Source organism: Noviherbaspirillum sp., assembly GCF_035944575.1.
In the GTDB taxonomy this organism is placed as follows: domain Bacteria; phylum Pseudomonadota; class Gammaproteobacteria; order Burkholderiales; family Burkholderiaceae_D; genus Noviherbaspirillum.
The window spans coordinates 1-11,323 of record NZ_DASZBA010000074.1 but is presented as its reverse complement, the minus strand read 5'-3'; the positions used below and the strand labels follow the sequence as shown (position 1 = coordinate 11,323).

At 57.9% G+C, this 11,323-nt stretch carries 11 protein-coding genes; 4 read left to right on the top strand and 7 right to left on the bottom strand.

Annotated features, from left to right (window positions below; translation table 11 throughout):
• The first annotated feature begins 145 nt into the window (after positions 1-145).
• The gene (locus VGU61_RS04255) at positions 146-595 is read left to right on the top strand and encodes a DUF2846 domain-containing protein (protein ID WP_326857856.1); all 450 of its coding nucleotides are present in this window, start codon (positions 146-148) and stop codon (positions 593-595) included.
• A 128-nt stretch (positions 596-723) separates the two neighbouring features.
• Here VGU61_RS04255 and VGU61_RS04250 read toward each other — a convergent pair whose 3' ends face one another.
• Positions 724-1,449, bottom strand: a complete 726-nt coding sequence (locus tag VGU61_RS04250; RefSeq protein ID WP_326857855.1) for a formylglycine-generating enzyme family protein — start codon at positions 1,447-1,449, stop codon at positions 724-726.
• Positions 1,450-1,564: 115 nt separating this feature from the next.
• Positions 1,565-1,759: a hypothetical protein gene (locus VGU61_RS04245; protein ID WP_326857854.1), complete on the bottom strand. Its 195-nt coding sequence runs from the start codon at positions 1,757-1,759 to the stop codon at positions 1,565-1,567.
• Positions 1,760-1,948: 189 nt separating this feature from the next.
• Between VGU61_RS04245 and VGU61_RS04240 the strand changes: the two genes are divergently transcribed.
• Entirely contained in the window at positions 1,949-2,386 is a 438-nt protein-coding gene (locus VGU61_RS04240; RefSeq protein WP_326857853.1) for a hypothetical protein, read from the top strand.
• Between the two features lie 134 nt (positions 2,387-2,520).
• On the opposite strand, the gene VGU61_RS04235 is transcribed toward VGU61_RS04240, so the two are convergent.
• Together VGU61_RS04235 and VGU61_RS04230 are read right to left on the bottom strand one after the other, a co-directional pair.
• Complete coding sequence (locus VGU61_RS04235) at positions 2,521-2,865, bottom strand: CzcE family metal-binding protein (protein ID WP_326857852.1); 345 nt, start codon at positions 2,863-2,865, stop codon at positions 2,521-2,523.
• Positions 2,866-3,229: 364 nt separating this feature from the next.
• Positions 3,230-4,984 (bottom strand): glutamine--tRNA ligase/YqeY domain fusion protein, encoded by a 1,755-nt coding sequence (locus tag VGU61_RS04230; RefSeq protein ID WP_326857851.1) that lies wholly within the window; start codon positions 4,982-4,984, stop codon positions 3,230-3,232.
• Positions 4,985-5,135: 151 nt separating this feature from the next.
• Between VGU61_RS04230 and VGU61_RS04225 the strand changes: the two genes are divergently transcribed.
• Both VGU61_RS04225 and VGU61_RS04220 read left to right on the top strand, forming a co-directional pair.
• Positions 5,136-6,230 carry a DUF2157 domain-containing protein gene (locus VGU61_RS04225; RefSeq protein WP_326857850.1) on the top strand — a complete coding sequence of 365 codons (1,095 nt, stop codon included), beginning with the start codon at positions 5,136-5,138 and terminating at the stop codon, positions 6,228-6,230.
• Positions 6,231-6,591: 361 nt separating this feature from the next.
• Positions 6,592-7,002: a hypothetical protein gene (locus VGU61_RS04220; protein WP_326857849.1), complete on the top strand. Its 411-nt coding sequence runs from the start codon at positions 6,592-6,594 to the stop codon at positions 7,000-7,002.
• Positions 7,003-7,064: 62 nt separating this feature from the next.
• On the opposite strand, the gene VGU61_RS04215 is transcribed toward VGU61_RS04220, so the two are convergent.
• From VGU61_RS04215 to VGU61_RS04205, 3 genes are all read right to left on the bottom strand, one after another.
• Entirely contained in the window at positions 7,065-7,541 is a 477-nt protein-coding gene (locus VGU61_RS04215) for a CesT family type III secretion system chaperone (protein ID WP_326857848.1), read from the bottom strand.
• Positions 7,542-7,687: 146 nt separating this feature from the next.
• Positions 7,688-8,674: an aspartate/glutamate racemase family protein gene (locus VGU61_RS04210; RefSeq protein WP_326857847.1), complete on the bottom strand. Its 987-nt coding sequence runs from the start codon at positions 8,672-8,674 to the stop codon at positions 7,688-7,690.
• Positions 8,675-8,917: 243 nt separating this feature from the next.
• Positions 8,918-10,606: a hypothetical protein gene (locus VGU61_RS04205; protein WP_326857846.1), complete on the bottom strand. Its 1,689-nt coding sequence runs from the start codon at positions 10,604-10,606 to the stop codon at positions 8,918-8,920.
• Positions 10,607-11,323: the final 717 nt, after the last annotated feature.

Genomic DNA, 11,323 nt, shown 5'->3' with positions numbered 1-11,323 from the left:
ATTGACAGTTGCCGCACCTGCCGGACAAAACTAACTGACCTCGTAAGCCCAACTAAACACCGGCCGGGTTTTGGAACTTACAAAAGGTCTTTGGTAAAAAGCAGGCCCGGTCACCTCGATAACTCAAACCAATAAAGGGATCATCATGTTTAAACGCGCGCTTTGCAGCGTTACTATCGCAGCTGCTGTCGTCTTATCCGTCGGATGCGCATCCGTGCAAATGGCCAGCCCGGAGAAAGACGCCGCGGCCAAGAGCTTCGCCGTTAAGGCAGACAAGGCCAATATCTATGTCTATCGCAATGAGACGATGGGTGCCGCGGTGAAGATGCCGGTGGCACTGAACGGCAAACTCATCGGCGACACCGCCGCAAACACGTATATCAAGTTGGAAGTGCCGCCCGGCGAGCACACACTCCTATCCAAGACCGAGAATGATTCGGTCCTGCCGCTCAAAACAGTCGCCGGCAAAAATTACTTCGTCTGGCAAGAAGTAAAGATGGGCATGTTCGCTGCGCGTTCTGCATTGCAGCTCGTCGACGAGACGACTGGTAAAGCCGGTGTACAGGAGTGCAAGCTCATCCAGGAGTCGTATTAATCACCTGCATGCGCTAAGGCATAAAGCATTCATGCAAAGCGCCGTCGAGGGCAGGTTTCGTGATACGCGGAACCTGTCCTCGATGGCATGGTTACATCCTCTTGCGTACAGATGTTGCCCACTTGCTGCTACTTGCGATAGGCGCACCAAAAGCCAACATACACGGCGTAGAAATCCGCCGGCTTGAACTGCATGCCATCGGCTTTCATCTTCGAAGCGTCATACCACCATGATCCGCCTGCAGTGAGTCTCTCGCCGTCGCGCGCATCGGCCAGCCATTCCCATACATTCGCTCCCATATCGTACAAGCCATTCACGCCGGGTCGGGTGCGTCCAGCCGGCGCATGGCGCTCCCAGCCGTCAGCCGCGCCGGCAATATTCGCGCCGTCCGGTGTATCGCCGGTTGGATAGGAATACGTGCTCTTGCGCATGAATGGACTCGGAGGCGAAGCACGCATCTCGGTGTACGCCGCCGCACTCCATTGTGCCTGTGTCGGCAAGCTTCCGCCGGCATCCTCGCAATATGCTTTTGCTTCATGCCAGCTGAGATGCACTGCCGGCTCGTCGTCATTTGCGGGTTTGCCGTAAGGTGCTTTATAGTTCCAGCCCTGACGTCGCTCCCACCCGGCACCATATTCGAAACCGCCGCCCTCGCGTTCGGCGGCGCTCGTCAATTGGCGTTTCGCCGCGAATCGCGCGAACTGGCCAACAGTGATCTCGGTGGCATCGACCGCGAAGGCGCCGATGTCTATGCGCTTGCCAATGGCCGAACCACCGGCATCGGAAGCGACGGATATACCAGGGGCAGGCAATGCCAATCCGGCAGCAATGCAAAGAGCACTACGCACACTCATCTCTTTTTCTCCAGGAGTGAATGCGACAGGTTCTTGCCGGCACATCAGGCCCGTGCCGGGAGATGGGCCCTGCCATCATACCTATGTCAAAAATCGGGGTGAACGAAGCCCGCTGCTAGAGATGATGCTTGATCGACGCCGGCATCCATTCCTTGATCTCTTCAAAACGGCATCGTCGGTCGTTATCGCCGGTGGCAATGAACGACCATTCCGGTACGCTCCACTTTACTTTATGCTTTTCTCCGTTCTTCAACAGCACGACACAGGATTCGCCATCCTTCAAGTGGGATAGGGCACTGTCTTCTCTCATGGGATTTCCTTGATCCGGCATCCCGGCGGCGCGGAATGCATGGCACGATTCAGCCGGGCCAGCGACGAAGTATTTCCAGCGGACAGCTTGCCGCCGACGGCCGTTATAGCAAATAGATGTAGGTTTGCCAAATTCGTTCAGGCATGATGGCAACATGGGTTCGACAGACAACACTTATGAAAGAAGATCATGCTCACAGGGAAATTGACCGCATTCACGCCTACTGCCTGTATTTTATGCGCCCCATTTTTGATCGCCTGCGGCGGCGGATCGTCAGGTTCCGTAGCGCAGACGACAGCGTCCGCTGTGCCTGCGAAGACCGAGGCTCAGATCAGTGAGGAAATGCAGAAAGTATGGGCATCGCTGATCGCCGAAGTCGGCACACCGCTCGCGAGCGATGTCTCGCAATGCCGGGCGATCCCGGCGGGTGCAAAAGCATGTGGAGGACCATCGCGTTATGTCGTGTATTCCACGCAGGTGTCCAATGAAGAACGCGTGCGTAATCTAGCGGAAAGCTATACGGCGCTTGAAAACGAAAGAAACGTGATGAGCCATGCGATCAGTACGTGTTCATTGGTGATGCCGCCTGTGATCGAACTTGCTGCAGGGCGATGTCAGGCGAAGTAGGCTGGCAGGATGGGCTGGACTTGCACGCTGAAAGCAGATGGAAACGACACAGGACAAAGCCAAGTCCTGATTCATCGACACAAGCTCGATTGAGGAATTGATAGTTGACCAATGTCCGCGTTTTCAAGACGCTTCTATCTCTCCGGTCCGTCGCCACCACCGATATATCTCGGATCTCGCGACACATAGGCATGCACAGGCTGGTTCAGCAAGCCCGGAGGCGCAACGGCATTCAGGCTGAACGAGTTGATCGACAGCGCATTGTTGAAGCTCCAGCCGAACTCCTTGCCGCCAGCAACGAATCGAATAATTTCTCCGCCTTCAACATTCACATGCCTGGTGTCGGGAGAAATCACGATCGTGCGCTGCGCGGCTGATGCCGGAGCGGGTTCGCCGTAGAGCTCAACCGGTGTGCGGGTGGCGCATCCGTTTATTGCCAGCACAATGACGAATGCTTGTAAGGAAATGGCGTGATTCATGACGCAGTCTCGATCATCATCTGCTCGAAATCAGGTGAGTTTTTGAGTAGACCATCGGCATCTCCCATGGTTCTGCGGTCCAATCCTCGCGGCCCTCGGCGTGACGCGATTAATGTGCCGGCGCCTTGGAAACCACCCGTTTTTGACGACAGTTTCCGTACGTGACGGCACCCATTCCGGATCAGCTGCATGGAAACAAGCTGAATAGCCGTCAAATAACCTGCTTTTCACGGTCCCGGCCTTCTGAAACGATGATCTGGATCGGTCAAGTCCCGGACCACCGGAATGTACTCACAGGCGACCCGAACCTGCAGCGTTGCAGAATGACCGAGAAGTCGCCTGTTGCGTTCGCAATGTCCCGGTTCTATTTTGCTTGCCAGCTATCTTTCAAGGTCACTGCCCGATTGAACACCGGGTTCCCCGGTGTCGAATCCACCCTGTCCGCTACAAAGTAGCCATGCCGCTCGAACTGAAACTTGTCGTCCGGCAGCGCGGCGCGCATGCCGTGTTCGAGGTAGGCGGTGATCACTTCCTTCGAATTCGGATTCAGCACCTGTTTGAAATCCTTCCCGCCCGCATCCGGGTTCGGGTCGGTGAACAGACGGTCATACAAACGCACTTCCGCTTCGAGCGAATGCTGCGCGCTGACCCAGTGGATCGTTCCCTTGACCTTGTAATTGTTGGCGCCGTCAGTGCCGCTCTTGGAGTCGGCGAAGTAACTGCAGTGCACGGCGATAACCTTGCCGTTGTCGTCCTTGTCGCAACCGGTGCATTCCACGACGTAGCCATACTTGAGACGCACCTTGTTGCCGGGGAAGAGGCGGAAGTAGCCCTTGCTCGGCGTCTCCATGAAGTCTTCTTCCTCGATCCACAGTTCCCGCGTGATAGGGAAGCTGCGCTGACCGCGTTCCGGATGGTGCGGGTGGACCGGGGCGCTGCAATCGTCGGAGAGGTTCTCCGGGAAGTTGTCGATGATGAGCTTGAGCGGGCGCAGGACGGCGATGGCGCGGGCGGCCTTGTCATCGAGGTCGTCGCGCAGCGCGCCTTCGAGCGTGCCCATGTCGATCCAGCTGTCGGACTTGGCGACCCCTGCGCGTTCGCAGAAGAGGCGGATCGATTCCGGCGTATAGCCTCGGCGGCGCAGGCCGACGATGGTGGAGTTGCGTGGATCGTCCCAGCCGTCGATGATGTTTTCATCGATGAGCTGGCGCAACTTGCGCTTGCTGGTCACGGCGTAAGTGAGGTTGAGTCGGGCGAATTCGGTTTGCTCCGGCAGCGGGCGCTGGAAAAAGCCGCCTTCCGCGAGGCGCTCCAGTACCCAGTCATAGAACGGCCGGTGATCCATGAATTCCAGCGTGCAGAAGGAGTGGCTGACCTGCTCGATGGCGTCCTCGATCGGATGCGCGTAGTCGTACATCGGATAGATGCACCATTTGTCGCCGGTGCGGTGATGGTGCGCATGGCGGATGCGGTAGATGGCCGGGTCGCGCATGTTCATGTTGGGCGAGGCCATGTCGATCTTTGCGCGCAGGATGTGTTCGCCGTCCCTGAATTCGCCGGCTTTCATGCGGCGGAAGAGGTCGAGCGATTCCTCGGCGGGACGATCGCGGAAGGGCGAATTCTTGCCGGGCTCGCCAAAGCTGCCGCGGTTCTTCGCCATGTCTTCCGCGCTCTGGCTGTCGACATAGGCGTGACCGGCGGTGATCAGGTATTCGGCCATCTCATAAAGTTTGTCGAAGTAGTCGCTGGCGAAGTACAGGTGTTCGCCTGTGTCGTCCTTCCAATCGAAACCGAGCCATTTCACGCTGTCGAGGATGGTGTCGACGTATTCCTGTTCTTCCTTGGTCGGGTTGGTGTCATCGAAACGCATGTTGCAGCGGCCGCCGAAGTCGCGCGCCATCCCGAAATTGAGGCAGATGGATTTGGCGTGACCGATATGCAGGTAGCCGTTGGGTTCCGGCGGGAAGCGGGTAATGATCGGCGGAAGCGGCCGGCCGAGGTTGTCCTTGCGGTCGGCGTATTTGCCCGAGGCGACGTCGGCGTCGATGAGGTTGCGCAGAAAATTCGCTGCCGGCGCATTGTCTGCCGGGGCGGCCGGATTTTTCGGGTTGGTGCTCATGGATGGGCTTTTCAGAATGCGGTGTGGATAATTGATTAGCGGGCATTTTACCGTAGCAGGGGGAGCAGGGCGCCGGGGAAACGGTGCGCCGGCCGGTATACAATCGCTCGCATTTCCAATTTGCAATCCTGATAATCAACAGGGTACGGCCATGACCATCAAGCGTGAAGACCTCGAAGCCGCCGTCAAGGCGGGTGTGCTGAATCCGCTGGAACTGGAAGGGCTGTTCGCCTTCCTCAGCGCGAGGGACCCCGGCGCCGGAACGCCATTCCGGGCCACGGCACGGTTTTCCGGCACCCATGTGCTGTACTACCTCGGCGGCATGCTGGCAATCGGCGCGGCGTCACTGTTCACGACCATCGCCGTGGAAGCGCTGGGGATGGGCGCGCTGCTGGTGTTGTCGCTGCTGTACGCACTGGCGGCGGTGGCGCTCGCGGCCAGGCTGGAGAAGCACGGCTACGGTATTCCGGCAGGCATCTTTGCCACGCTGGCGATTGCGCTGGTCCCGTTGGCGGTGTTCGCCTTGCAGCATGTTCTCGGTTTCTGGCCCGATGACGGGCACCTGGAACATTACCGCGACTATCACCGTTTCATCGACTGGCGCTGGCTGTTGATGGAACTGGCGACGTTGGCAGGCGGGGCGGTGCTGCTGTGGCGTTTCCGCTATCCGTTTCTGATGATGCCGATCGCCGTGACCTTGTGGTACATGGGCATGGACATCGTGCCCGCGCTCATTCTTCAAGCGGGGGAAGGCAACACAGGCGATTGGTTCGGCGGCGCGGCATGGGAACTGCGCAAGTCGATCACTCTGGTATTCGGCCTGCTGATGCTCCTGCTGGCATTCTTCATCGATCTCCGCTCCCGCCGCAGCCATGATTACGCCTACTGGCTGTACCTGTTCGGCTTGCTGACCTTCTGGGGCGCGCTGTCGCTGATGGGTTCCGGCAAACTGGCCGGCAAGCTGGTGTACCTCGCGCTCAACTTCGGGCTGGTGTTCATCGGCGCGATTCTCGGGCGGCGGATGTTCGCGGTGTTCGGGGGCATCGGCATCGCACTGGTGCTGGGCGATCTGTCGTGGAATCTGTTCAAGGACAGCTTCCTCTTCGTGCTGATACTTACCCTGCTTGGATTTGCGCTGATCGGCATCGGCCTATGGTGGAGCCGGCATGAAGCGGCGGTGTCGGCGCGGCTGCGTGCGATGCTGCCGGCAGACCTGCGCGAATTGCTGGAAGCCCGCCGCGGATGATGTTTGTGGCGGTTTGTTGCCTGCTGCAATTCTTGCTGAAACGCCATGTCGAAAATGCTGCCCAGTGGTCAAGGCAATGAACAAGGTCCGCCGTTTGTTCCCGCTTAAAGAATCGAATGGTTTTTGATTGCAGGCCTGCCGCATTTTTGCGCAATTGATCTAGGTCTACGCCGACGTTGCGGAAGTTGGTTAAATGACCTTCTGATCCCTATGAGTCATTCAATACGCGCCGGAACGCAGGTGTTGCGGAGCCGTTTCCTGACGACCCCAAGGCGATGCGGCAATGAAGAACCGATCCGCATGGTACTTGCCCGGCCGACATTGCGGATCCGAAGCGCGGAACCCGAAGGAGCGATGAATCATGATTCAACGCGAGGACCTGGCAGCGGCGGCATCCGTCGGCCTGCTACATTACCGGCAAGTTGATCCCCTGCTCGTGTTTCTCCTGCAGCGCGATGTGCTCGCCAAGAGGCAGGCAATGCTCGCGCAGCCCCAGTCCCCTTCCGCACGAGCGAACGGCACGTCGATTCTGATGGCCTACCTTGCCGGCATGCTTGCCATGGTGACGGCCGCATTGTTTGCCGTACTGTTTACCACGCGCACCGCGGAAGTGGTAGGCGTCGGTGCGCTGGTAATTTTTGCGCTGTTCTATGGCGCGGGTGCTCTCGGTCTTGCTTCATGGTTCCGGCATCAAGGCTTCAGCGCGCCGGTGCGGATATTGACCGCACTGGTGATCGCCCTGGTGCCGGTGGCCCTATATTCATTGGACTGAAGCTCTCGGGCACGGGCGAAAGCGGCCAGGAGAATGATGCCGCTTTCCCGCATGCCGCTGCGTCAGGATTCCGGCTTGGTCAGCAGGGAGTTCGCGAGCATGCGTGCAGTGGATGATTGACCGCTTCGGAGCGGCGGTTTGTCGAGAAGCTGGTGGTTGCGCCAGTCCTTCGCCTGCGCGGCGAACTGCACGAGCATGTCGCGCAGCCTGGTCGGCGTGAGTTGCTGCAGCCAGCAACGGTTGACGAAGAGGACCCGTCCCGTATCCGGGGAAATGGAAAAGAGCGGCCCGTTCACCATGTACAGCAGTAAATTGGTTTCCATCAGCGCGCGATAGACTTCCGCCTCACGACCTGCGGCAGGGCGTCCGAAGTCGCAGAAGATCAGCATCAGGTTCTCCTCCAATTCTTCGCCATAGGTCAGGGAGAACGTCACGTCATTGATCGACACCGGTCCGCCCGCCAGGATGCTGTCGGCGCCTTCCATCTGGCAGACGCTGCAAAAGTCCATGATCAGCTTGTCATAGTCACTTCTGTTCATGTCGGCACCTCTTGGCCAAGTGAGTGATATTCGGGACGCATTGACGAAGCGAGCCTGCTTCGTCAATGTCAAGGGAGCGGGAACCGTCCTGGCTGGACGGCCCTTGAACGGATGACGGCGATTGCGATCACCCGCTTCTCCGTTTTCTAGTGAAGCCGGGATTGAGCCGCATCGTCGCGTTGCGCGTGATATTTTTGCGCAAGCTCGAACGACTTCTGGGCGGCCAGTTTGGCAAGGGCCTGCGTCGCATCGATGACGATCTGATCCGGATAATCCTTCTGAGACAGCACCAGCGGTATTTCGGTGCATGCCAGGAAAAGCGCGTCCGGCTTGTGTTTCGTGACCACCGTATCCCCGGCACTTTTCAGGAGACGCCTGCCGTTTTCCAGGTTGTTGGCCTTGACGCCGTCGTCATAGATTCCTTTCATCACCTCGTCCCTCTGGGAAGCGGGAGTGGGATATGCCCACTCGACCTGCGGATGCACCTTCTCGGCACGGCCTTCATACAGTCTGTTGTTGATCGTTCCCGACGTTGCCAGCAAGCCCACTTTCTTCGCCGCGGGGTTTGCTTCTTTCAAGGCCATCAGCGCCGCATCCGCAATGTGCAGGACCGGAATGTCGATCCGTTTTTCGAGCTCGGGATGAAACATGTGCGCCGTGTTGCACGGCATGACCAGGAGATGCGCACCGGCAGCCTTCAGTTGCTTGGCCGCGTGCAGCATTCCCCATAGCGGATTGTCCGTGGTGGGGCTGGTCAGGTGGTTCTGCCATTCTTCCTTGGACACTTGGTTGATGTCCACTCGATTCAGATATCCGGTGCGGTCGTTGATGAGATGCGGCACGTTGTACGCGATGACGCCGATGTTGTCCTGGTCGTTTGGCGCCGATTCGATCTTGCGGGCCTCTTCCAGCATCTTGGCGTTCAGGTCGTTGGTTGCGTCCGGCCCCATGCCGCCGATAACGCCGACGGGAACGAATTTCCTGATCGGCGGCAACGGGATCTGGTCTTCCGGAATATTGTCGACCGAAGCTCTGACGACGATGTTTCGCTGAGCCCCGCCCGATGTCGCCGGAAGGCGGCTTGGGGACCTGAACGTGGCCCCTCCCAGTCCGCAATTCGCTGGAGAGAACATTCGCAAGGCGTGTTTGAACCGGGACCGGATGCGTGTGCCGGTGTTCGCCGATTGACTGGTTGAAGCAGCGCCCGTATCCGGCAGGCTGCTGCCAACCATTCCGGGAGAAGATAAGGAGGGACGGTGAAGTGAGGAGGGAGAGTGCATGCTTATCCTTCGCTTTCTTTGCGAGAGACCTGCGCGCGCTTCGCAGAAAGCGCGCGCAGGGTATTGCGTTACGAAGATGTCTTACTGGTCAGGTGATCAGGTGCGGGAAGTGGAAGCACCGTCATCATTGACGGGCGCCTTGTCGTTGGCGCCTCCCGGTTTTCCGCCGCCCACTTCGGTCTTGGCATCGACGTTTTCCAGGATATAGCCGACGGCTTTCGTCGCCCACTGGCACAGCTTGGTCATTTCTTCTTCGGGAAGATCGATCATTTCCATTGTTTCAGCATTTGCCAACGGCTTCATGAAATCCGATGCCGGGCGCCCAGTCTGCAACACCTGGGTGGAAACGCTCGCCAATTGCTTTGAGAACTTGCCGTCCTGGCCTTCCTGCAGTTGCGAACCGGCGTCGATCTTGATGATCGCGGGTGCAGCCTTGAGCTGCGGCTTTTCGGGGTTGCTATAGTCGGCGTACACCGCGACCCTGTACTCGTACTTCATCGTGTTGAACGCCGGGTTATCGGACTTGATCCGGTCGGCAATGACATACTCGCCGACCGTGTAGGGGAAGCCGCCGCGGTCGCCGTACGTGGCTTTGACGGAGTCATAGGATTTCTTGATCTGTTCCGAGATCGGCGGGTATCCACCAGCGCCGGTCGGCTTGAAGTCTGGATGTCCCTCCCATTCGTGCGCGAAGATCGGCACGATGCCGTCGCCATGGCCTGTGCCGCTCGGCTTGATAATGGCGTGCCTTCCTTCCTTCAGCATCTCAAGTACTTTCTCTTCGATCTCCGCCAGGGTGTTTGCCTGTTTGTTGACGATTTCGCGAGCATACTCCGGCGTCGCTTTCGCGGCGGCCGTGCTGTTGAATTCGTTCATATACGCGTAGGCAGTGCCTTTGTCCGCGGCTGGTACATAGGACCGGTTACATGCGATGAAGGTATTCGGATCCAGCTTCTTGCCTTTGCGAGCATGAAGGGCGTCGACGTTCAGCGACGCACGATCGTTAATGATGGCGTGAACCCGGCGTCCAAACATCATGGGCTCGCCGTTCTCGCCGATTTTGATTGCCTTCGCGAGTTGCGCAGTGTAGCCCACCACAACGGTGGGGCCGGCGTCCTTGGCGTTCCATCCGGTTTTGCGCAGTTTCTTGCGCATGGCGCGGATGCCGTCCTGGTCAAAATGCCTGACCGCTTCCAAGCCGGCTTTCACGTCCGTTTTCAGTCCTTGCCGCAGGTTTTTCAGCGGATTCGAGCTCTTTTTCTGAAAAGAGTCGATGCCGATTTCGGTTACTTTTTCATGACCCAATGCCTTGAAACGCTCGGAGATACTGCTTCCGATCATGATTTTTTCATGAATCTTCTTACTGGCGGCAAAGTTCGGCGGGTCTTCGCGGCCGGAGCAGGGGACCAGGACAAGGGCGTTCGGCACATCCTTCAAACTATCCGCGATCATGGCGAACGAATTATTGATGGTCTTGAGCGTCTCCGGATGCAGTGTGGTGATATTGCCGTATCCGGTACCGTTCAACTCGAGAAGCATGGCACCTTTTTTTCCGCCGGGGATCTCGTGCGGCATGATGTCGAGCGGTGCGACGACAAACTCGCCCGGCTTGATATTTTTCGGCAGGTCGATCGCCGATGCCGTGGCGATACGATTCAGGATGTTGACGTCCTGCCTCCCAGCGAAGTCGGTATTGTTTTCCAGCTTATGCCCGAACAGGCTCTGGAAGCTGATGTCTTCTTTCTTCGACTGCTCGATTCGAGCCTGCGATATCAACCGGCCCATTGGAAAGCACGACGGCATTTTGGCGACTGTGGACGAATTCCCGATCGGCCTGTTGCCGGTCTGCGAGTCCGGTCTCGCCGCTTCGCTTCGGGAAGGCTGTGCGTGTAGTTGGATGGAATGTGTCGGTGAATGTTGTTGAATACCTGCGGCCATAACGTGTGTCGCTTTCTGAAAATGTTATTGAACGTTAAAGAAAAAAGAATGAGCCACGTGCGTCGATGAGCTCAAATTTCGGCTCACAGGTGCACGCGGCATATATGTGGCGGGAACATGGAATCGGTTCCATTTCGGCAGTTGAATTCGCTGGTTGCCGGCGGATGAACGTATCTTGACCAACGCGTGGAGATCGTTGCAGGGACAGCTGAGTCCTCGGGATCGTCCTTGGCGAGGCATCGAATTGAGGTGAAGGCCGAAAGCTGGTAGGAAGGGGCGCGAGAAGCCAACTTGCATGGCATAGTTCGATGCGCGCCGGTACGCGGGTTTTCGTTGATTGCGGTTGGATTGAGTTGCTTTGCCCTCATGCATTGTTCCCGGCGATTTCGCCTGACTGAGGTTCGGGTGGACGGACACCTGTTGCGAAGTGCGCGTCAGTCGTGAACTTTTTGTCCCATGAAGCAATCAGCCAAAGGTCACATTAGGAACAGGATGTCTGCACAGGTTCCGCTTTTACCATGCGCTTCATGCATGCGCCGATGACAGCAGTACCTAGAGCGCTTT

Coding starts and splice junctions, on each gene's coding strand:
- VGU61_RS04255 (WP_326857856.1), top strand. CDS start 146: ATGTTTAAACGCGCGCTTTGCAGCGTTACTATCGCAGCTGCTGTCGTC.
- VGU61_RS04250 (WP_326857855.1), bottom strand. CDS start 1,449: ATGAGTGTGCGTAGTGCTCTTTGCATTGCTGCCGGATTGGCATTGCCT.
- VGU61_RS04245 (WP_326857854.1), bottom strand. CDS start 1,759: ATGAGAGAAGACAGTGCCCTATCCCACTTGAAGGATGGCGAATCCTGT.
- VGU61_RS04240 (WP_326857853.1), top strand. CDS start 1,949: ATGCTCACAGGGAAATTGACCGCATTCACGCCTACTGCCTGTATTTTA.
- VGU61_RS04235 (WP_326857852.1), bottom strand. CDS start 2,865: ATGAATCACGCCATTTCCTTACAAGCATTCGTCATTGTGCTGGCAATA.
- VGU61_RS04230 (WP_326857851.1), bottom strand. CDS start 4,984: ATGAGCACCAACCCGAAAAATCCGGCCGCCCCGGCAGACAATGCGCCG.
- VGU61_RS04225 (WP_326857850.1), top strand. CDS start 5,136: ATGACCATCAAGCGTGAAGACCTCGAAGCCGCCGTCAAGGCGGGTGTG.
- VGU61_RS04220 (WP_326857849.1), top strand. CDS start 6,592: ATGATTCAACGCGAGGACCTGGCAGCGGCGGCATCCGTCGGCCTGCTA.
- VGU61_RS04215 (WP_326857848.1), bottom strand. CDS start 7,541: ATGAACAGAAGTGACTATGACAAGCTGATCATGGACTTTTGCAGCGTC.
- VGU61_RS04210 (WP_326857847.1), bottom strand. CDS start 8,674: ATGTTCTCTCCAGCGAATTGCGGACTGGGAGGGGCCACGTTCAGGTCC.
- VGU61_RS04205 (WP_326857846.1), bottom strand. CDS start 10,606: ATGGGCCGGTTGATATCGCAGGCTCGAATCGAGCAGTCGAAGAAAGAA.